Raw genomic sequence first — 20440 nt, forward strand, 5'->3', positions numbered from 1 at the left:
GCGCGTTCATAGGAAGCGCCAAGGTACGGCGGCAGACTGAAGCCGTGCCCACGGAACAGCCGCGCCTGACCCGCCCCGACGGGTCGCCCATCCGCGCCCTCGTCGTCGATGACGAAGGAGCGCTCGCCGACCTGCTCGCCATGGCGCTGCGATACGAAGGATGGGACGTGCGCACCGCCGAGGACGGCCAGCAGGCGTTGCGCACCGCCCGCGAGTTCGCGCCCGACGTGGTCGTGCTCGACATCATGATGCCGAACATCGACGGGCTCGAGGTGCTCCGACGGCTGCGCGCCGACGGGCGCGACGTGCCCGTGCTGTTCCTCACCGCGAAGGACTCCGTCGACGACCGGGTACTCGGGCTCACCGCGGGCGGCGACGACTACGTCACCAAGCCGTTCAGCCTCGAAGAGGTCGTCGCCCGGCTGCGTGGGCTCATCCGGCGCAGCAGCCTCGTCGTCGTGCACGGCGTCGACCCCATCCTGCGCGTCGGCGACCTCGAGCTCGACGAGGAGAGCTACGAGGTGCGCCGGGGCGACACCGAGGTGGAGCTCACCGCCACCGAGTTCGAACTCCTCCGGTTCCTCATGCGCAACCCGCGCCGCGTGATGAGCAAGGCGCAGATCCTCGATCGGGTGTGGAGCTACGACTTCGGCGGTCGCTCGAGCGTGGTCGAGATCTACATCTCCTACCTGCGCAAGAAGATCGACACCCTCGGCCCGCCGATGATCCACACGGTGCGCGGCGTCGGCTACATGATCAAGGCCGCCGGATGACCCGTCGCGCGCCCTGGTCGCTGCAGGCGCGCCTCATCGTCGGCATCGTCGCGCTGCTCGCGATCACGAGCGCCATCGTCGGTGCGGTCAGCGCGACCGTGCTGCAGGGTCAGCTCGTCGGGCGACTGGATGCGCAACTCGCGTCGGCCGTGCGGCAGGCGTCGTCCGCGCTCTCCGGCGACCCCGCGTCCCCGCCGCAGGTGCGGCGACTGTTGCCCGCGCAGGCGGCGGGGGCGCTCGCCCTCGTCGCCGTCGACGGCACGATCGTCAGCGCGGAGTACATCGGGGCGGAGGGCTCCGGCACGACGCTCTCGGTCGAACAGCAGCGCACGCTGCTCGGCGCGGAGGCGGACGGGCGCCCGGTGACGGCGTCGCTCGGCGGCGATCTCGGCGACTACCGGCTCGCGACCGTGCGAGTCGGGCCGAACGCGCAACTCGTGGTGGGTCTGCCGCTCGGGGACGTGCAGACGACGATCGGCCAGCTCGTGCTCACGATCGTGCTCGTCACCGCCGCAGCCCTCGTGCTGGCCATCGGACTCGGCATCGTCGTGGTGCGGCTCGCCCTCCGTCCGCTCGACCGCGTCATGTCGACCGCCACCCGGGTCGCCGAACTGCCGCTCGACCGCGGCGAGGTCGCGCTGTCGGAACGGGTGCCCGAGCACGACACCGACCCGCGCACCGAGGTCGGCAAGGTCGGCGCCGCGTTCAACCGGATGCTCGACCACGTCGCGTCGGCGTTGACCGCCCGTCAGCGCAGCGAGGACAAGGTGCGCCGCTTCGTCGCCGACGCGAGCCACGAACTGCGCACGCCGCTCACGGCCATCCGGGGCTACGCCGAACTCACCCGCCGCGCCCCGCACGACCTGCCCGAGGATGTGACGCGGTCACTCGCGCGGATCGAGTCGGAATCCGTGCGGATGACGCGGCTCGTCGAAGACCTGCTGCTGCTCGCCCGCCTCGACGAGGGCCGGGAGGTGCGCGCGGATGCGGTCGACATGGGGCCGCTGCTCGTCGACGCGGTGAGCGACGCGCACGCCGCCGCCCCGGAGCACGAGTGGGAACTCGACGTACCCGAGGAGCCCGTGCTCGTCACCGGTGACGCCGAGCGCCTGCACCAGGTGGTCGCCAACCTGCTCGCCAACGCCCGCGCGCACACCCCGCCCGGCACGCGCGTCGTGGTCGCGCTCACCGGCCGAGCGGGGGAGGCGGAGATCACGGTCACCGACGACGGGCCGGGCATCGATGCCGCGCTCGTGCCGAACCTGTTCGAGCGCTTCGTGCGCGGCGACGACTCCCGCTCCCGCCGCGCCGGCAGCACCGGGCTCGGTCTCGCGATCGTGCGCGCCATCGTCGACGCCCACCACGGCGCGGTCGCCGTAGAGAGCGTGCCGGGTCGCACCGTGTTCCGGGTGACGCTGCCGACCGCTTCCCGCGAACCCGCCGGGGCCTGACCCCCGCCCACCCGCATCCGGAGTCGGCGGTGGCAGGATGGCCGCATGTCGATGACGATCGCGGTGACCGGAGGAAACGGCAAGCTCGGACGCACGGTGGTGCGCACCCTGCGGGCGGAAGGCCACGAGGTGGTGAACCTCGACCGGCAGGGAGCGCGGGGCTCCGGCTTCCTCACCGTCGAGACCACGGACTACGGCCAGGTGATCGACGCCCTCGCCGGGGTCGACGAGCGGCACGGCCGTGTCGACGCCATCGTGCACCTCGCGGCGATCCCGGCCCCGGGCATCCTGAGCGACGTCGCCACCTTCCACAACAACATGCTCACGAGCTTCAACGTCTTCCAGGCGGCGCGGAAGCTCGGGATCAAGCGCATCGTCTACGCCTCCAGTGAGACGGTGCTCGGCCTACCCTTCGACGTGCCGCCGCCGTACATCCCGGTCGACGAGGAGTACCCGGCGCGACCGGAGAGCACCTACTCCCTCGTGAAGCACCTCGAGGAGCAGCTCGCCATCCAGCTCGTCCGCTGGGATCCGGAGCTGAGCGTCACGGCCCTGCGGTTCTCCAACGTGATGGACCCGGAGGACTACGCCGCCTTCCCGTCGTACGACGCCGACCCGAGGCTGCGCAAGTGGAACCTCTGGGGTTACATCGACGCCCGGGACGGCGCGCAGGCCGTGTCGAAGGCGCTGCAGACCCGTGGTCCCGGTTTCGAGGCGTTCATCATCGCGGCCGCCGACACGGTGATGTCGCGGCCCAACGCCGAACTCGTCGCCGACGTGTTCCCCGGAGTGGAGGTCACCCGCGAGCTCGGCGAGCACGACACGATGCTCTCGATCGAGAAGGCGCGCCGGATGCTCGGCTACGAGCCGCAGCACTCCTGGCGTGACACCCTCACCACCGACGCCTGAGCGCGCGGCTCAGCTCGCGCCGTCGACCGGACCGGGGAACGCGGGCTCCGGTGCCGACGGCTCGGCCGACACGATCGGCGCCTCGGGGTCGGTCGCGTGCTCGAACTGCGAGTTGTACAGGCGGAAGTACGCGCCGCGCCGTTCGATGAGCTCATCGTGGGTGCCCTGCTCGACGATCGCACCGTGCTCCATCACGAGGATGAGGTCCGCGTCGCGGATCGTGGAGAGCCGGTGCGCGATCACGAACGACGTGCGTCCCTCGCGCAGTGCCGCCATCGCGTGCTGCAACAGCAGCTCCGTGCGCGTGTCCACCGACGAGGTCGCCTCGTCGAGGATCAGCACACTCGGCTGCGCGACGAAAGCGCGCGCGATCGTGATGAGCTGCTTCTCGCCCGCGGACACGTTCGACGCGTCCTCGTCGAGCACGGTGTCGTACCCGTCGGGCAGCGCGTGCACGAACCGGTCGACGTACGTCGCGCTCGCCGCCTCGAGGATCTCCTCGTCGGTCGCCGACTGCCGGCCGTAGCGGATGTTCTCGCGGATCGTGCCGGCGAACAGCCACGGGTCCTGCAACACCATGCCGGTGCGGGCCCGCAGGTCGCGGCGGCCGAGTTGCGCGATGTCCTGCCCGTCGAGCAGGATGCGGCCGCCGTCGAGTTCGTAGAAGCGCATAATCAGGTTCACGAGCGTCGTCTTGCCTGCGCCGGTCGGGCCGACGATCGCGACCGTCTGCCCCGGGGCGACCGTGAAGCTCAGGTCCGTGATGAGCGGCCGCTCCGGGCTGTAGGAGAACGACACGTTCTCGAACTCGATGGTGCCGCGGCCCGCGGCGATCGCGGGGGCGTCGGCGGCATCCGCGCTCTCCTCCTCCTCGTCGAGCAGCTGGAAGACGCGCTCCGCCGAGGCCGTGCCCGACTGCACGACCGCCGCCATCCCGCCGAGCTCGGAGAGCGGCTGGGTGAACTGCTGCGAGTACTGGATGAACGCCTGCACGTCACCGAGCCGCAGCTGTCCGCTCGCCACCGACAGCCCGCCCGCGACCGCGATGCCCACGTAGGTGAGGTTCCCGATGAACATCATCCCGGGCATGATCATGCCCGACAGGAACTGCGCCTTGAACGCCGCCTGGTAGAGCTCCTCGTTCTCGTTGCGGAAGCTCTCGAGCGAGTCGCGCTCGCGGCCGAACACCTTCACGAGGGCGTGACCGGAGAACGACTCCTCGACGCGGGCGTTCAGTCGCCCCACCTTGCGCCACTGCATCGAGAAGGCCTTCTGCGACTTCGGCCCGATGATGCCGAAGATCACGGCCATGAGCGGCAGCGAGACGAGGGCGACGAGCGCGAGCTGCCACGAGATGCTGAACATCATGATGAGCACGCCCACGACGGTCAGCACGGAGGTGACGACGGTCGAGAGCGACTGCTGCATCGTCTGCGTGATGTTGTCGATGTCGTTGGTGACGCGGGAGATCAGCTCACCGCGCTGCACCTTGTCGAAGTACGACAGCGGCAGCCGGTTGATCTTCGCCTCGACGGATTCGCGCAGGCGCCACATCGTGCGCACCATGATCACGTTGATGACGTACCCCTGCAGCCACGTGAGCAGGGCCGCCGCGAAGTACAGCGCGAGCACGAGGATGAGGATGCGGCTCAGCGCCACGAAGTCGACGCCGGCGCCGACCTGGAAGTTCTGCATCGCCGAGACGACGTTCGCGAGCTCGCCCTGACCGGCCGAGCGCAGCGCATCCACGACCTGCTCCTGCGATGCGCCCGCGGGGAACTGCCCCGCGAGCTGCACCGACACGACGCCCTGGAAGACGATGTTCGTCGCCTCGCCGAGCACGCGCGGGGCGAGCACCGTGAGCACGACGCCGAGCGCGCCGAGGATCGACACGAAGACGAACCCGAACGCGTGCGGTCGCAGCAGTCCGATCAGGCGCTTGAAGCTCGTGCCGAAGTCCTCCGCCTTGCCCGGCGCGACACCGCCGCTCCAGTCGTCGGCGGAGAGGCGCGCCTGCTCGGCGAGCTCGAGTTCGAGCTTCTCCTCGTCGGTGAGAGTGGGGTCGCTCATGCCTGGGTCTCCGCTCCGAGCTGGGATTCGACGATCTCGCGGTAGGTGGTGGAGCTCTCGAGGAGCTCCTCGTGGGTGCCCATGCCGACGGCACGACCGCCGTCGAGCACGACGATGCGGTCGGCGTCGGTGATGGTCGAGACGCGCTGGGCGACGACGATCTTCGTCACCTCCGGCAGCTCGCGCCAGAGGGCCTGGCGGAGCCGGGCGTCGGTGGTCAGGTCGAGTGCCGAGAACGAGTCGTCGAAGATGAGCACTTCCGGCCGGTGGACGATCGCGCGCGCGATCGCGAGCCGCTGCCGCTGACCGCCCGACACGTTCGTGCCGCCCTGAGCGATGCGGGCGCCGAGTCCGCCCTCCATCGCCTCGACGAAGTCGCGACCCTGCGCGATCTCGAGCGCGTGCCACAGCTCGTCGTCGGTCGCCTCCTCGCGCCCGAAGCGGAGGTTGCTCGCGACGGTGCCGGTGAACAGGAAGGGTCGCTGCGGCACGAGCCCGATCGTCGACCACAGTCGGTCGAGGTCGGCGTCGCGCACATCGACGCCGCCCACCTCGACGCGACCCGCGGTCACGTCGAACAACCGGGGGATGAGCGAGACGAGCGTCGTCTTGCCGGCGCCGGTCGACCCGACGATCGCGAGGGTCTCGCCGCGTCGCGCCTCGAACGAGATGCCGCTCAGCACCGGCTGCTCGGCGCCGGGATAGGTGAACGCCGCATCCTCGAACCGCACCGTGCCCGGGGCGGGGAAGGTGGAGGCGGGGTTCTCCGGGCGGTCGAGGGTGGACTCGCTCGCGAGCACCTCGCCGATGCGCTCGGCCGACACGGCGGCGCGGGGGATCATGATCGCCATGAAGCTCGCCATGAGCACGCCCATCAGGATCTGACCGATGTACTGCATGAAGGCGAACAGCGTGCCGATCTGCATGCCGCCGGAGTCCACCTGGATCCCGCCGAACCAGATGACGCCGACGACGGTGACGTTGAGCACGAGCATCGCGAGCGGGAACAGCAGCACGAAGAGCGAGCCGACCTTGCGGCCGACGACCATGATGTCGGTGTTCGCGCCGCGGAACCGCTCCTCTTCGATCGGCTCGCGCACGAACGCCCGCACCACCCGGATGCCGGTGAGCTGTTCGCGCATGATGCGGTTCACATTGTCGAGCTTGTGCTGGTAGCTGCGGAACAGGGGCACCATGCGGCTGACGATGAGGCCCGAGATGAGCAGGATCGCGGGCACCGAGACCGCGATGAGCCAGCTGAGCTCCACGTTCTGCAGCAGCGCGAGGATGATGCCGCCGATCGCGAGCAGCGGCGCCATGACGAGCATGGTGGCGCCCATCATCGCGAGCATCTGCACCTGCTGCACGTCGTTGGTGTTGCGGGTGATGAGCGACCCGGCTCCGAACTGCGACACCTCGCGCTCGGAGAACGCGCTCACCTTCTGGTACACGTCGTTGCGGATGTCGCGGCCCATCTGCATCGCCGCGCGTGCGGCGAAGTAGATGCCGATGATCGCCGCGGTGATCTGGCCGAGGGAGATCGCGAGCATGATGACGCCCGTCGACCAGATGTACGCCGTGTCGCCGCGGGCGACGCCGTTGTCGATGATGTCGGCGTTGAGGCTCGGGAGGTAGAGGCTCGCGAGTGCGGAGAGGAACTCGAACACGAGCATGCCGAGCAGGAGCGCGCGATAGGGCTTGAGATAGCGGATGAGGAGTCTGGCGAGCATGGCTCTCCCGTGTGGGGGTTCGGAGTGAGCGGCATTCGAGCCTGGCACCGGGGTGCAGGCCCGTCAAGATGATGTGAACAGCATCCACTGACATTCCTTCGCCGCACATCCGCCTCGAGACGGACCCGCGCGGGGTGGCGTCGGCTTGCGCGGTCGACCGGGGTCCCGTATGGTGATCGGAGCCCAAGACCGCCGGTTATCGCCGTGCTCGCACGACGATCGAAGGTTCACGTGAGTGAAGGCCTGCGCAGGTGTATGAAGTTCCTCCCGATTCCGGGTTGTCAGCTCCGTGCCTCTGCGCCGGAGCTTTTTTCATGTGCACCAGGGGCTGCCGGCTTCAGACCCCAAGGAGTGCCATGGCGAACAAGGACGCATCCGTCGCCGAGCTCACGGAGAAGTTCTCCAGCTCGAACGCGGCTCTGCTCACCGAGTACCGCGGTCTCACGGTGGCTCAGCTCAAGCAGCTGCGCACCAACATCAGTGAGAACGCGACGTACGCCGTGGTGAAGAACACGCTCACCAAGATCGCGGCGAACAACGCCGGCATCAGCTCGTTCGACGACGAGCTCGCCGGTCCCTCCGCGATCGCGTTCGTGCACGGCGACACCGTCGCCGTCGCGAAGGCCCTGCGTGACTTCGCCAAGGCGAATCCTCTGCTCGTGGTGAAGGGTGGCTTCTTCGACGGGAAGCCGCTGACCGCGGACGAGGTGAACAAGCTCGCCGATCTCGAGAGCCGTGAGGTGCTGCTGGCCAAGCTGGCCGGTGCCTTCAAGGCTTCGCTGTTCGGCGCCGCCTACCTGTTCAACGCGCCGCTCTCGAAGGCCGTTCGCACGGTCGACGCGCTGCGCGAGAAGCAAGAGTCCGCGAGCTGACCAGCTCCGCGGTGACAGACAACCCCACAGACAAAGGAGACCATCATGGCCAAGCTCACCACTGACGAACTGCTCGACGCCTTCAAGGAGCTCTCGCTCATCGAGCTCAGCGAGTTCGTGAAGAAGTTCGAGGAGACCTTCGAGGTCACCGCCGCCGCCCCCGTCGCCGTCGCTGCCGCGCCGGCCGCCGGTGGCGCCGGTGGCGCTGCCGAAGAGGTCGAGGAGAAGGACTCGTTCGACGTCGTCCTCGAGGGCGCCGGCGACAAGAAGATCCAGGTCATCAAGGAGGTGCGCGCCCTCACCAGCCTCGGCCTCGGTGAGGCGAAGGCTCTCGTCGATGGCGCTCCCGCCACCGTGCTCGAGGGCGCGAACAAGGAGACCGCTGAGAAGGCGAAGGCCCAGCTCGAAGGAGCCGGCGCCACCGTCACCCTCAAGTAGTCGGGCCCCGGAAGGGGTTCACCACTTGCGGCGTGCAATCGCATCGAACGCGGGTCTCATTCCTGAATGATCCCGCGTTCGGAGGGCACCGCCCCCGATCGGGGCGGTGCCCTTTCGCGTTCCCGGAGACGGGAGCCGGAGGGGGACGTTCCACGTGTGCGGGCACGCCACGAGAAATGAAACCCAATCATGTTACGCAGGTTCCTGCAGAACGTGCGCGGCGCCTTCGCCGCGCAGTCGTTGCCCTTCCCATGGGAAGCAGAGCAGCATCCGCCGGATACGAACCGCATCCCCGATCAGATGATCTGGATGCGGTGACCCGTGGACGCCCCGTCGCCTCGAGCGGCGGGGCGTTCGGTCGTTGCGACGCCATAACGATCTTCTGGGAGCGCGTTCACGAGTTGTCCCGCGACTCGGCGCTCCAATACGTTGAGAAACTGGAAGCGCTTGCGAACCCGTGTGCTTCCGCATTACTCGATGAGGAGGAACACATGAGTTTCACCCTGCACCGCCGCCTGCTCGTTCCGATAGCCGCAGCAGGCATCGTCGGAATCGCCCTCGCCGGTTGTACCGGTGACATCGCCGCCGAAGACGCGGCGGATGTCGACTGCGGTCCCTACGAGGACTACGGCACCTTCGACGGCGAAGAGGTCACCATCTCGGGAACGATCGTCGAGGAGGAGGCGGACCGCCTCATCAACTCGTGGTCGGACTTCGCGACCTGCACGGGTATCGACATCAAGTACCAGGGCACGCGTGACTTCGAGGCGACGATCGCGCAGCTGGCCGAGGGTGGCAACGCGCCCGACATCGGAATCGTGCCGCAGCCGGGTCTCGTGGCGCTCCTCGCCGAGAACGGCTACCTCGAGCCGGCGTCGGCCGAGGTCGAGGCCAACGTCGACGAGTTCTGGTCGCCGGACTGGAAGCAGTACAGCACCATCGACGACGTCTTCTACGGCGCCCCGATGCTCGCGAGCGTCAAGGGCTACATCTGGTACTCGCCGAGCGAGTTCGAGGAGAACGGCTGGGAGATCCCGACCACCCTCGACGAGCTGTCGACGCTGACCGAGACGATCGCGGCGGACAGCGGCCACCTCCCCTGGTGCGCCGGCATGGAGTCGGGCGAGGCCACCGGGTGGCCGGGCACCGACTGGATCGAGGACTACGTGCTTCGCCTGCACGGACCCGAGGTCTACGACCAGTGGGTCACCCACCAGATCCCCTTCAACGACCCGCGCATCGTCGAGGCCTTCGACGCCGCCGGTGAGTTCCTGAAGAACCCCGAGTACATCGACACCGAGTCGCTCATCTCGACCCCGTTCCAGGAGGGTGGCCTGGCCATCCTCGACGGTCAGTGCTCGCTGCACCACCAGGCCTCGTTCTACGAGGTCAACTGGGGCGACGGCGTCGAGGTCGGCCCCGACGGCGACGTGTTCGCGTTCATCATGCCCCCGGTCGAGGCCGGCGGTGACCTGCAGGTGACCGGTGGTGGCGAGACCGTCGTGGCGTTCCGCATGAACGACGCCATCGACGCCGTGCAGCAGCACATGTCGAGCGACGTCTTCGCGCAGCTGCGCGTCGCCGAGGGCGGCACGGTCAGCGCGAACAACGCGGTCGACCCGTCCACCGCGTCGAGCCCGCTGCTCGAGCAGACGATCGAGATCCTGCAGGACGAGGCGACGACGTTCCGTTACGACGGCTCGGACCTCATGCCCGGCGCGGTCGGATCGAACTCGTTCTGGAAGGGCATCGTCGGCTGGCTGAGCGGCGATGACACGAAGGCCACGGTCGACGCGATCGAGAACAGCTGGCCCGCCTCCTGAGATAGGCGGCACTAAGGTGGAGGCGGGGCTGGCGCTCCGCCTCCACCCTTAGGTCCGTCCTCTTTCAACGTCGAACGAAGGGCACCGAGAGACATGACTACTGCTGACCTGCTCGGCAAGATCCTGCAGGTGGTCGGAGGGGTCGCGATCTTCGTCGCGGTCATCGGCCTCCTGCTCTTCCTGGTCGATAGAGCTCCGAAACGCGGGCGGGATTACATCCAGCTCGTCGCGTTCGTCTCGCCGGCCCTGATCCTGCTCACCATCGGGCTGATCTACCCCGCCATCCGCACCACCACGCTCGCCTTCTTCAGCCGCACCGGCGCGTGGACGGGCTTCGACAACTTCATCTGGGCCTTCACCCAACCGGATGCCGTGCGCACCCTCATCAACACGGTGATCTGGGTGATCCTCGTGCCGTTGCTCTCGACGGCGATCGGCCTCGCCTACGCCGTCTTCATCGACAAGAGCCGCGGCGAGCGCTTCTTCAAGGCACTCGTCTTCATGCCGATGGCGATCTCGTTCGTCGGCGCCGGCATCATCTGGCGTTTCGTGTACGACTTCAAGTCGCAGGGCCGCGACCAGATCGGCCTGCTCAACGCGATCGTCGTCGCATTCGGCGGCGAGCCGGTGCAGTGGCTGCAGTCCGCCCCGCTCAACACGTTCCTGCTGATCGTCGTGATGGTCTGGATCCAGACCGGATTCGCGATGGTGGTGCTCTCCGCCGCCATCAAGGGCATCCCGACCGAACAGCTCGAGGCGGCCCAGCTCGACGGCACGAACGCGTGGCAGCGCTTCTTCAATGTGACGGTCCCGGGCATCCGCGGATCGCTCGTCGTCGTGGTCACCACGATCTCCATCGCGACCCTCAAGGTGTTCGACATCGTGCGCACCATGACGGCGGGCAACTTCGACACGAGCGTCGTCGCGAACGAGATGTACACGCAGGCGTTCCGCGCCAACGAACCCGGTCGCGGATCCGCTCTCGCGGTCATCCTGTTCCTGCTCGTGCTGCCGATCGTCATCTACAACGTCCGAGTCCTCCGCCAGCAGAGGGAAGTCCGATGAGCAGCAGCGTTTCCCCCGTCGACCTCCCGATCCCGGGCAGCCGCGACGCCAAGGGCGCCATCGAGGTCGCCGAGGAGGGCAACACGAAGACCGCGCGCGTCAAGCGCCGGATGACCTCGCGCGGCGCGACCATCGCGGCGCTCATCATCGCGGTGCTGTGGACGATGCCGACCTTCGGGCTGTTCATCTCCTCCTTCCGGCCGGCGGACGACATCCAGTCCTCGGGCTGGTGGAGCTGGTTCGCGAACCCGAGCTTCACGCTCGAGAACTACCAGGAGGTGCTGCTGTCGACGTCGCAGTCGTCGCCGCAGCTCGGCGCCTACTTCGTGAACTCGCTGTCGATCGCCATCCCCGCGACGCTGTTCCCGCTCGTGATCGCCTGCATGGCGGCCTACGCCTTCGCTTGGATCAAGTTCAAGGGTGCGAACGCCTTGTTCATCCTCGTGTTCGCGCTGCAGATCGTGCCGTTGCAGATGGCGCTCATCCCGCTGCTGCAGATGTTCAGCACCGTGCTGCGCCCGCTGCAGGTGTGGCTGCACGACGTGATGCCGTTCATCCCGACGCAGAACTTCCTGCCGATCTGGATCGCCCACACGATCTTCGCGCTACCGCTGGCGATCTTCCTGCTGCACAACTTCATCTCGGAGATCCCGGGTGAGGTAATCGAGGCGGCGCGCGTGGACGGCGCGAGCCACACGCAGATCTTCACCCGTATCGTGCTGCCGCTCGCCATCCCGGCGATCGCGTCGTTCGCGATCTTCCAGTTCCTTTGGGTCTGGAACGACCTGCTCGTGGCGCTGATCTTCTCGGGAGGCACGCAAGACGCGGCGCCGCTCACCCAGCGTCTCGCCGAGCTCACGGGAAGCCGCGGTCAGGAATGGCAGCGGCTCACGGCAGCGGCGTTCGTGTCGCTCATCATCCCGCTCATCGTGTTCTTCAGCCTGCAGCGCTACTTCGTGCGCGGCCTGCTGGCGGGCTCCACGAAGGGCTGATCCCGACGGATGCACGGGGCCGGGTCGACATCGTCGGCCCGGCCCCTCACCGTCTCCGGCGCCTACTCGACCGGCGAGCTCGGCGCCGCGTCGCGGCGCAGCAGCACGTCGGCGACGCCGTGCGGGGCGAGCGGCACGGGGGAGCCGGGCACGTGCACGCCGTCGCCCGTCCATTCGAGCGTCGCCTCGAGCGCATCCGCGCCCAGGTTGCGCAGCCGCGCGCGCACGCCGTCGGGCACCTGCCGCAGCTCCACCGCGATCCGGTCGGCGGGGGAGACCCGCAGCGTCGGGGCAACCGCGGCCACCGGTCCGGCGTACTCCCGGGCCTGGAGCGGCTGCAGCAGGTCGCGGCCGAACGCCCGCACGCTCTCGTGCGTGACGCCGCCGGGACGCGAGGCGAAGCGGTAGCGGTAGACGCCGGTGCCCTCCTGGCGTGCCTGGAAGTTCGTGAAGTGCAGGTTGTTCATCAGCCAGCTGTTGACCGATCCGTCGCCCGCCTCGAGCTTGCGCGCCCATCGGCCGGTGTGGATGCCGCCGACCTGCACGAGCGGCGCGTCGATCGCGCCCCACAGCACATCCGCGCCGCCTCCGCGCACCCCGACGGCGTGCTGGATCGAGTACCAGTCCTTGCTCGTGTCCGGCAGCTGCTCGGTGTCCGCGGCGTAGACCGCGCCGGCGGTCTCGAGCAGGAACTCCGGGTCGTCCGAGGCGAACGGGAAGGCGACGAAGATGCTCTCCGGCCCGAACACCTCGGGCTTGGTGAGCCGCACGTCGAGGTCGATGAGGTCGCCGTCGCGGTAGAGCCGCAGGGTCGTCGTCGCCGTCGGAACGGTCGGCGCCGCCGTGGTCCACTCGATCGACACGAAGTCCGCCGACTCGCGCACCACCGGGGACGCATCGCCGGCACCGATCGACCGTTCGAAGTCGGGACCAGGATGGTCGGGGTGGAAGTCCTTCGGATCGCGCACGACCATCGGGTGCGTGCTGTCGGCGGGCACGCGGTCGACGAGCACCGCTCCGAGCCCGTGCGTGGAGCGCGGGTCGAGCAGCTCCCGTCCGGTGCGGGTGTCGATCAGCGAGACGACGCCTCCGCGCCGCGGGTCGACGGTCACCCGGTACGCACCCGCCTCGATGGTCGTGGACTCGCCCACGAGACGCGGCTCGGCGGGCACGGGGACGAGCGCCGTGCCGAACGCGGGGACCGCGACGAGCGCCGTCGCCATCCGCACCCCCTTCTCGCCGACCTTCACCTCGACGGTCACCGGTTCGACGCGGTTGCGCCCCGTCGGATTCGCGACGAGCACGCCCGACCGGTGCTCGGCATCCGGATCGCCCGCCGCCGCGACGCGGAAGAGGCCCTCCACCGCGAGGTCGCGCGCGACGTCGTAGGCGGTGTACGCCATCGCGGCCTTCCCGTTCCAGTGGGAGTGGCTGAAGGTCGAGTGCGGCTTCGAGTACGTCTCCCATGAACCCCACGTGTGCTCCGCGAACAACAGGAGCTGCTCATCCACCTCGGCGGTGTCGCGGGCGATCTCGTCGCGGGTGCGCAGCCGCACCGGTCCCCGCCGGTAGCCGAGCACGGTCGCGAGTTCGGGCCGGCCGTCGCCGCGGAGCTCGCTCAGCGCGAGCGTCGCCTGCGCGGTCAACGCGAGCGAGCGCGCCTCCCGGTACACCGCGACTTCGCGCGCGGTCGAGCCGTGTCCGTGCGACCACCAGTCCGACCACTCGCCGCGCACGACGGGCACGTCGGCGCGTACCGCCTGCGCCTCGAGCACGTCGAGCGCCTCGTCGATGGTGGTGGTGCGCATCGGCAGCTCGGGGTGCCGCGCGTTCCAGTGCCGCACGACCTCGAGGAAGAGCGCCGTGGGCCAGCGATTGTCGTTGCCCGCGTGCACGAGCGCGGTGTCGTAGGGGTAGTCCGCTCGGGCGTCGAGCTGTTCGACGAAGGCGAGGATGCGGCGTTCGGCCTCCTCGACGTCGGCGTCGACGATGCCCCACTCCTCGCCGAACCCGTAGTGGGTCGAGAGCCAGGTGAACACGCGGTCGCCGTCCGGCCCCTCCCACCAGAATCCGGTCGGCTGCTCGAACGGTGCGCGTCCGTGGTCGGGGTTGAGCGCCATGACGAGGCGGTCGATGCCGACGCGGCGCATCGCGGGCACGCTGCCCCACGCGGTGCCGTTCACGTCGCCGTGCTGCTCCGTGCGCACCGGGACGCCCGCATCCGCGAGGGCGGCGAGGGCGTCGTAAGAGGTGTCGAACTCGTACTCGGAGAGCAGCTGGGTCATGTTGAGGTAGCCGCCGGTGACCGCGAGGCGGCCGGACGCGACGCCGCGTCGCAGCCGCTCCCGATCGGCGTCGCTCGCGGTGCGCAGGAACTCGAGCACGGGTCGGGCGACCTCGAACGTCCAGCGGAACGCATCCGGACCGTCTCCCGGATGCGCGTCGACGAGGTCGAGCACGTGGTCGACGATGCGCACGTGCATCCGGTCGATGATCCGTGGGCTGTTGGTGTAGCCGACGTCGTGATGGGTGTGGCCGAGGAGCAGGATCTGCTGCATCGAAGTCGTCCTGGTTCTGGCTGGGAATCGGCCCCGGGAAGCGGAAGCGGCCGATTGTGGGATCGTTGCCAGATCGAGCCTAGTGAGGGAGCGACAGCGAGCGCAATATCGCGGTAACGATTTGGCGTCGGGCCCGTCGATCCGGGGTTCCGGCCCCTTGTGCCCCCGTCGGGTCTGAGTTACCGTGCGATGTGGGATGGTTCCCACATGCGCACCCGGAACCGTCTCCGGGCCAGGCGATGACGCCGGGTCCACCACTTTCCGAAAGGGATATTCAATGAAGAAGAGGCAGCACGTGATGCTCGCCCTCACCGTCGCGGCGTCCATCACGGCGCTCACCGCGTGCGGTGGCGGCAGCGGCAACAACACCGCCCAGAACGCCGACTTCGGTTCGGAGCCCACCGGCACCCTCAAGATCTGGGGATTCAACAACGCGGACGACGTCGGAACGTCGCGACTGGACTACGCCGCGGAGCAGCTCGAGGGCGTGGACATCGAGCAGGACAACGGCAGCTTCGACGCGCAGAAGTTCACCGCCCTCGCCGCCAGCAACGGACTGCCCGACGCGGTGCAGATGGACCGCAACTTCGTCGGCACCTACGCCGCCAAGGGCCTGCTCATGTCGCTCGACGAGTGCTACTCCGAGAACGACGTCGACCCCGACGAGGCCTACTACCCGCAGGTGATCGACGACGTCACCTACGACGGCAAGGTCTATGCGGTGCCGCAGTTCTACCAGCCGCCGGCGATCATGCTGAACATGCGCGTGCTCAACGCGGCCGGTGTGAGCCCCGACGCGTTCGACACGTCGAACCGTGAGGGCCTGCTCGCCGCCATCCAGACGCTCTACAAGGAGAGCGGCGGAAACCCGACCACCCTCGGATTCGACCCGCGCGTGCCCGGTCAGGCCGGAATCTGGCTGCTCGGCAACGGCGGTCAGATCATGGACGAGGACGGCAAGCCGACCCTCGACGACCCCGCCAACATCGACGCCGTCGAGTTCATGAAGCAGATGATGGACGCCCAGGGCGGGTACGCCAAGATCAAGAGCTTCATCGACTCGTTCGACATGTTCGGTGACAACAACCAGTTCGTCGCCGACCAGGTCGCCGCCGAGCTCATCGAGCAGTGGTACGTGAACGTCGTCGCCACGACGGCGCCGAACGTCGAGATCTCGGCCGTCCCGTTCCGCGACAAGGATGGCAACCCGTTCACCGTCGCGAGCGGCACCGCATTCGTGATCCCGAAGGGTGCGAAGAACCCGGCCGCCGCGTGCGCCTGGGCGCTCAACCTCACGTCGACCGACGGCTGGATGGCCGCCGGCGAGGCTCGCGCCGCGAACATCGAGAAGGAGGAGGGCCGCCTCAACACCGGTCTCTTCACCGGCTCGCCCGAGGCCGACCAGATGATCCGCGAGGAGTTCGTCGGTTCGACCGGCATCCCCGGATTCGACGAGGCGATCAACACCTACTACGAGGTTGCGAGCGAAGGTAAGTCGTTCGGCATCTCGGCCGCGGGTCAGGAGATCCAGACCGAGCTGCAGAACGCCATCACGGCGGCGCTGCTCGGCGAGAAGAGCCCCGAGGAGGCCATGGCCGACGGCCAGGCCGCCGCGCTCCGCGCGTGGGAGACCACGACGGGCGAGAACTCGGAGTAATCCGTAGCACGAAGAGGCGGGCGGGTCGCGACAGCGGCCCGCCCGCTTCGTCGTTGTCTGGGGGTCTGGTCGGAGGCGGGTGGGCGGTGGCCCCGTGGGCGGGCGCCGACAGCGGCGGCGCGGGGTGACCGCGGATGCGCGGCGAGAGCGTGTGCGGCTGAGCGACAGCGACAGCGGAACACCTGCGCGACGCGCCGGGCGGCGAGTGCGACACGCGTGGTGAACGGTCGTGCATCCGCTCTCGCGGTCGCACGAGCGGTCAGGGATGCCGGCGGATGGATCCGCCGTTGCGCCTTGAGGAGCGTCTCCTCCGGAGGTTTGCCGTTCGCGCTACAGCTTCACCGACGTGCGCCAGAAGTATCTGCCGCGCAACAACGAAGGTGTAGCGCAACGGCGTAACTCACCGGTGCCGTTGCGGTTGCCGTCGCCGTTGAGCTGCTGCCTCCGCGGCTGCGCTGCGCCATCCGCGGTTGCCGTCGCCGTTGAGCTGCTGCCTCCGCGGCTGCGCTGCGCCATCCGCGGTTGCGCTACAGTTCACCGCACGCGCGTCAGACGTATCTCGCGCGCAACACGCAACGTGTAGCGCAACCGGCTCGATCCGCGTGGACGGGTCTGGCACGCCCGCCGCCTCCGCACCGCCCTACCCGGCCGCTGGCGCGCGCCGCCGCGCAGCGGCCATGCCGCCCCGCACCGCGTTACCCGGCCGCTGCCGCGCTGCCGCGCTGCCGCGCTGCCGCGCGCCGCCGCGCGCAGCGACCCCGCCGCACACGAGAACCGCCGCCGCACACGAGAACGGCCGGCCCCCGCGAGGACCGGCCGTTCCGGATGGGCGGATGCGGCGGGGGTCAGCCCTTGCGGCCCTGGGTCGCGAGACCCTCGATGAAGTACCGCTGTGCGAAGGCGAAGATGATCAGCATCGGCAGCGTCACGAGCAGGGCCGCAACCATGACGAGTTGGTAGTCGCCCTGTCCGCCCGCGGTCGGGCTGAACTGCGTCATCGCGAACGAGATGCCGAGCGGCACCGTGAACTGCTCCACCGAACCGAAGTTCAGGTAGATCAGCGGGCCCTGCAGGTTGTTCCAGCTCGCCTGGAACTCGAAGATGAACACGATGATGAACGACGGGATCGCGAGCGGCAACGCCATCCGCCAGAACAGGCCGAAGTAGCCCACCCCGTCGACGCGCGCGGCCTCGAAGATCTCCCGTGGCAGCCCGAGGAAGAACTGCCGCTGCAAGAAGATGTAGAACGCCGACCCGAACAGGTTGGCGCCCCACAGCGGCACGTTGGTGCCGACGAAGCCGAGCTCGTTCCAGATGAGGTACTGCGGCACGAGGGTCACGGCACCCGGCAGCATCATGGTCGCGAGCACGATGCCGAACAGGAAGTTGCGGCCCGGAAACCGGAAGTACGCGAACCCGAACGCCACGACCGAGCTCGAGATGGTGACGAGTCCGGCGGCGAGCACGGCGATGAGGATGCTGTTGCCGGCCCAGGAGAGCAGCGGCAGCCGGTCCCACACCTCCGCGTAGTTCTCCGGACGGAACGTCTCGGGTATGAGCTTGTTGTCGAACACCTGCCCGCGCGGCTTGAGGCTCGCCGCGATCAGCCAGACGAACGGATACAGGAACAGCCCGGTCATGCCGAGCAGGAGCACCCACAGCACGACCTGGCCGATGATGTTCGTGGGGCGGTAGTTGCGGCGGCGCTTGCGGGGTCCGGGGCCGATCGCGTCGACGCCGACGGCGGCGACGCGCGGGCCGGGGGTGCCGCTCGTGTCGGTGGTCGCGCTCGTCGTGGTCACTTGCGGTCCCCTCCCTCGTAGTACACGAAACGGTTGCTCAGCTTCACCTGGATGAGGCTGATGAGCATGATGATGACGAACAGCAGCCAGGCCATCGCCGACGCGAAGCCGAAGTTGAAGCTGCGGAACGCCTGCTGGAAGAGGTAGATGCCGTAGAACAGCGACGCCTCCGGCGCCGCGTTCACTGCATCTCGATGGAAGAGCAGATAGGCCTGGTCGAACACCTGCAGGGCGGCGATGGTAAGCACGATGATGTTGAAGAACATCGCGCTCGAGATCATCGGCAGGGTGATGTTGAAGAACTGGCGGATGGGGCCGGCTCCGTCGATCGACGAGACCTCGTAGAGGTCACGGGGCACGTTCTTGAGCGCCGCGAGGAAGATGATCATCGTGCCGCTCACGGTCCACAGGGCCATGATCACGATCGAGGGCTTGATCCACGCCGGGTCGACGAGCCACTGCGGCCCGTCGATGCCGAAGAACCCGAGGAAGTCGTTGATCGCTCCGCGGTTGCCGTTCAGCAGCAGGAGGAAGACGGCGGCGGTCGCGACCGACGGCGTCATCTTCGGCAGGTAGAACACCGTGCGGAAGAAGCCGGAGCCGCGCTTGACGCGGTTGAGCAGCAGCGCGAGGGCGAGCGCGACGATGATCTCGAGCGGCACGGCGAGCACGGCGTAATACAGCGTGTTGCCGAGCGACAGCATGACCTTCGGCTCGTCGATGAGCAGCTGGTAGTTCGACAGACCCGCGGGAGTCGCCGTGTTCGTCGCGAGGTCGTAGTGGCTGAACGAGATGACGAGGCTGTAGACCATCGCGCCGAGCGTGAAGAGCAGGAAGCCGATCACCCACGGGGCGATGAAGAGGTAGCCGGCGAGGGCCTCGCGTTTGTTGAACGACTCGACCTTGCGGCGCTTCGTCGCGGCGGGCTTGCCTCCCCGACGCGTGCCGGAGTCGGACGTGGTGGCGACGGCCATCAGCGCACCGCCTCGACGCGAGCCGCGCCGGGGCCGACGCGGGAGGGAGATGTGTTCATGATTCCCCTTTCAAGAGGCGTCGATGACCCTTGCGCTTCGATGTGGCATCGTTGCCACACACTTGTGGCGACTATAGGTCGCCGGGAGCGGAGGCGCAACACGGTCGGCGCCGACGGACGGGACGGGTTGGCGGAAGCGGGTTCCGCAGACGTGCGGAGGCGCCGCAACGGAACCCAGTTGCGGCGCCTCCGGTCGAGTCATACAGCCGAGGTTAGAGCGCCGGGGCGCACGACCGGCGCGATGGCACCGCTTCTCCCAGACTCGTAGGCGGCGAGGATGATCCCGAGCACGTCGATGCCCTCGACGTGGGTATGCAGCGGGCGCGTACCGCCGATCAGGCTCGTCGCGAAGTGACGGATCTCGGCGGCGAACTCGTCGCCCTTCGGCAGCTCCACGGTGGCCGTCTCGCCACCGCGCACGCGGTAGTGCAGCGTCGTGCCGTCGGAGTAGAGGGACCCGAGTTCTCCCACCGCGGAGAAGCGTTCGGTGTTGGCCGTCGGCGTGTAGGCCCAGCTCGTGGTGATGGTGCCGACGACGCCGTTCTCGAAGCGCACGAGCACCTGCGCGGAGTCCTCCCCCTCCATGAACGTCAGGCGGTGGGTGGAGAGCATCGCCGCGACCTCGGTGGGTGCCGCGCCGGCGAGGTGCATGAGCAGGTAGCTCGGGTGGTATCCGGTGTCGATGAGCTCGCCGCCGCCACTCGTCTTCGCGGTCGCGCGCCAGCCCATGTTCTCGGGGTTGAAGTCGTTGTAGAAGCTGTCGGTGGTGCGCACCTCGAAGACGCGGCCGATGACGCCCGCGTCGATGAGTTCCCGCGCCTTGGCGACGGCGGGCGCGAACAGCTGGTTGTGGGCGCACATGAGCGTGACCCCGGCGCGCTCGACCGCCTCGGTGACCTCGGCGGCCTCCTCGGGCGTGAGGCAGAGCGGCTTCTCGCACAGGATGTGCTTGCCGGCCGCCGCGGCGGCGACGATCGCATCCTTGTGCAGGTGGTGGGGCAGACAGATGTCGACGGCGTCGATGTCGGCGTTCGCGATCATGTCGAGGTAGTCGGAGTAGGTCTCCGCCCCGGCGGCCTCGGCGCGTCGCTCGGCGTTCTCGGCGACGGGATCGGCGACGGCGACGAGCGTGACGACGTCCGGGTTCGCGAGGTACCCATTGACGTGGGCGCCGGCGATGCCGCCGGCCCCGATGAGTCCGACGCGGATGGTGCGAGTGGTCATGACTGGTGGATCTTCCTTCTGTGTATCGGGTGTCGGGATCGGG

16 protein-coding genes are annotated in these 20440 nt (G+C 68.5%); 10 read left to right on the top strand and 6 right to left on the bottom strand.

Features of this window, described 5'->3' with window-relative positions:
• The first annotated feature begins 44 nt into the window (after positions 1–44).
• Genes CLV46_RS02650 through CLV46_RS02660 form a run of 3 tightly spaced genes read left to right on the top strand, consistent with a single transcriptional unit; the run spans position 45 to position 3133 of the window.
• Positions 45–773, top strand: coding sequence for a response regulator transcription factor (locus CLV46_RS02650; RefSeq protein ID WP_281253541.1), 729 nt, complete (start codon positions 45–47; stop codon positions 771–773).
• A complete protein-coding gene (locus tag CLV46_RS02655) occupies positions 770–2224 on the top strand; it encodes a sensor histidine kinase (RefSeq protein ID WP_100363357.1) in 1455 nt (484 codons plus the stop codon). Before CLV46_RS02650 ends, CLV46_RS02655 begins: the two co-directional genes overlap by 4 nt.
• A gap of 51 nt (positions 2225–2275) precedes the next feature.
• On the top strand, positions 2276–3133 hold the full coding sequence (locus tag CLV46_RS02660; protein ID WP_100365846.1) for an NAD-dependent epimerase/dehydratase family protein: 858 nt from the start codon (positions 2276–2278) through the stop codon (positions 3131–3133).
• A gap of 9 nt (positions 3134–3142) precedes the next feature.
• On the opposite strand, the gene CLV46_RS02665 is transcribed toward CLV46_RS02660, so the two are convergent.
• Positions 3143–5203, bottom strand: coding sequence for an ABC transporter ATP-binding protein (locus tag CLV46_RS02665; protein WP_100363358.1), 2061 nt, complete (start codon positions 5201–5203; stop codon positions 3143–3145).
• On the bottom strand, positions 5200–6933 hold the full coding sequence (locus tag CLV46_RS02670) for an ABC transporter ATP-binding protein (RefSeq protein ID WP_100363359.1): 1734 nt from the start codon (positions 6931–6933) through the stop codon (positions 5200–5202). Before CLV46_RS02670 ends, CLV46_RS02665 begins: the two co-directional genes overlap by 4 nt.
• A 356-nt stretch (positions 6934–7289) precedes the next feature.
• Here CLV46_RS02670 and rplJ point away from each other — a divergent pair, with 356 nt between their 5' ends.
• The 6 genes from rplJ to CLV46_RS02695 all read left to right on the top strand — a co-directional run bounded on the left by rplJ (position 7290) and on the right by CLV46_RS02695 (position 12123).
• Positions 7290–7805 (top strand): 50S ribosomal protein L10, encoded by a 516-nt coding sequence (rplJ, locus tag CLV46_RS02675; RefSeq protein WP_100363360.1) that lies wholly within the window; start codon positions 7290–7292, stop codon positions 7803–7805.
• A gap of 45 nt (positions 7806–7850) precedes the next feature.
• Positions 7851–8243, top strand: a complete 393-nt coding sequence (gene rplL, locus CLV46_RS02680) for a 50S ribosomal protein L7/L12 (RefSeq protein ID WP_100363361.1) — start codon at positions 7851–7853, stop codon at positions 8241–8243.
• Between the two features lie 189 nt (positions 8244–8432).
• Positions 8433–8561, top strand: coding sequence for a hypothetical protein (locus CLV46_RS17045; RefSeq protein ID WP_281253542.1), 129 nt, complete (start codon positions 8433–8435; stop codon positions 8559–8561).
• Between the two features lie 173 nt (positions 8562–8734).
• Positions 8735–10066 (top strand): ABC transporter substrate-binding protein, encoded by a 1332-nt coding sequence (locus CLV46_RS02685; RefSeq protein ID WP_100363362.1) that lies wholly within the window; start codon positions 8735–8737, stop codon positions 10064–10066.
• 93 nt (positions 10067–10159) lie between these two features.
• The gene (locus CLV46_RS02690; protein WP_100363363.1) at positions 10160–11131 is read left to right on the top strand and encodes a carbohydrate ABC transporter permease; all 972 of its coding nucleotides are present in this window, start codon (positions 10160–10162) and stop codon (positions 11129–11131) included.
• The gene (locus CLV46_RS02695) at positions 11128–12123 is read left to right on the top strand and encodes a carbohydrate ABC transporter permease (RefSeq protein ID WP_100363364.1); all 996 of its coding nucleotides are present in this window, start codon (positions 11128–11130) and stop codon (positions 12121–12123) included. The genes CLV46_RS02690 and CLV46_RS02695 overlap by 4 nt, the downstream gene beginning before the upstream one ends.
• 62 nt (positions 12124–12185) lie before the next feature.
• Here CLV46_RS02695 and CLV46_RS02700 read toward each other — a convergent pair whose 3' ends face one another.
• The gene (locus CLV46_RS02700) at positions 12186–14681 is read right to left on the bottom strand and encodes a glycoside hydrolase family 38 N-terminal domain-containing protein (protein WP_100363365.1); all 2496 of its coding nucleotides are present in this window, start codon (positions 14679–14681) and stop codon (positions 12186–12188) included.
• A gap of 277 nt (positions 14682–14958) precedes the next feature.
• Between CLV46_RS02700 and CLV46_RS02705 the strand changes: the two genes are divergently transcribed.
• Positions 14959–16338 carry an ABC transporter substrate-binding protein gene (locus CLV46_RS02705; protein WP_100363366.1) on the top strand — a complete coding sequence of 460 codons (1380 nt, stop codon included), beginning with the start codon at positions 14959–14961 and terminating at the stop codon, positions 16336–16338.
• 845 nt (positions 16339–17183) lie between these two features.
• Here the strand turns inward: CLV46_RS02705 and CLV46_RS02710 are convergent.
• The 3 genes from CLV46_RS02710 to CLV46_RS02720 form a co-directional block, all read right to left on the bottom strand.
• On the bottom strand, positions 17184–18140 hold the full coding sequence (locus tag CLV46_RS02710; protein WP_245866450.1) for a carbohydrate ABC transporter permease: 957 nt from the start codon (positions 18138–18140) through the stop codon (positions 17184–17186).
• Entirely contained in the window at positions 18137–19114 is a 978-nt protein-coding gene (locus CLV46_RS02715; RefSeq protein WP_100363367.1) for a carbohydrate ABC transporter permease, read from the bottom strand. Before CLV46_RS02715 ends, CLV46_RS02710 begins: the two co-directional genes overlap by 4 nt.
• A 257-nt stretch (positions 19115–19371) precedes the next feature.
• On the bottom strand, positions 19372–20397 hold the full coding sequence (locus CLV46_RS02720; protein ID WP_100363368.1) for a Gfo/Idh/MocA family protein: 1026 nt from the start codon (positions 20395–20397) through the stop codon (positions 19372–19374).
• Positions 20398–20440: the final 43 nt, after the last annotated feature.

The organism is Diaminobutyricimonas aerilata (genome assembly GCF_002797715.1).
GTDB lineage: Bacteria > Actinomycetota > Actinomycetes > Actinomycetales > Microbacteriaceae > Diaminobutyricimonas > Diaminobutyricimonas aerilata.

What these genes read in the sequence shown, in the direction of transcription:
- CLV46_RS02655 (WP_100363357.1), top strand. Translation starts at nt 770, where the DNA reads ATGACCCGTCGCGCGCCCTGGTCGCTGCAGGCGCGCCTCATCGTCGGC.
- CLV46_RS02700 (WP_100363365.1), bottom strand. Translation starts at nt 14,681, where the DNA reads ATGCAGCAGATCCTGCTCCTCGGCCACACCCATCACGACGTCGGCTAC.
- CLV46_RS02690 (WP_100363363.1), top strand. Translation starts at nt 10,160, where the DNA reads ATGACTACTGCTGACCTGCTCGGCAAGATCCTGCAGGTGGTCGGAGGG.
- CLV46_RS02685 (WP_100363362.1), top strand. Translation starts at nt 8,735, where the DNA reads ATGAGTTTCACCCTGCACCGCCGCCTGCTCGTTCCGATAGCCGCAGCA.
- CLV46_RS02665 (WP_100363358.1), bottom strand. Translation starts at nt 5,203, where the DNA reads ATGAGCGACCCCACTCTCACCGACGAGGAGAAGCTCGAACTCGAGCTC.
- CLV46_RS02660 (WP_100365846.1), top strand. Translation starts at nt 2,276, where the DNA reads ATGACGATCGCGGTGACCGGAGGAAACGGCAAGCTCGGACGCACGGTG.
- CLV46_RS02695 (WP_100363364.1), top strand. Translation starts at nt 11,128, where the DNA reads ATGAGCAGCAGCGTTTCCCCCGTCGACCTCCCGATCCCGGGCAGCCGC.
- CLV46_RS02720 (WP_100363368.1), bottom strand. Translation starts at nt 20,397, where the DNA reads ATGACCACTCGCACCATCCGCGTCGGACTCATCGGGGCCGGCGGCATC.
- CLV46_RS02705 (WP_100363366.1), top strand. Translation starts at nt 14,959, where the DNA reads ATGAAGAAGAGGCAGCACGTGATGCTCGCCCTCACCGTCGCGGCGTCC.
- CLV46_RS02670 (WP_100363359.1), bottom strand. Translation starts at nt 6,933, where the DNA reads ATGCTCGCCAGACTCCTCATCCGCTATCTCAAGCCCTATCGCGCGCTC.
- CLV46_RS02715 (WP_100363367.1), bottom strand. Translation starts at nt 19,114, where the DNA reads ATGGCCGTCGCCACCACGTCCGACTCCGGCACGCGTCGGGGAGGCAAG.
- rplJ (WP_100363360.1), top strand. Translation starts at nt 7,290, where the DNA reads ATGGCGAACAAGGACGCATCCGTCGCCGAGCTCACGGAGAAGTTCTCC.
- CLV46_RS17045 (WP_281253542.1), top strand. Translation starts at nt 8,433, where the DNA reads ATGTTACGCAGGTTCCTGCAGAACGTGCGCGGCGCCTTCGCCGCGCAG.
- rplL (WP_100363361.1), top strand. Translation starts at nt 7,851, where the DNA reads ATGGCCAAGCTCACCACTGACGAACTGCTCGACGCCTTCAAGGAGCTC.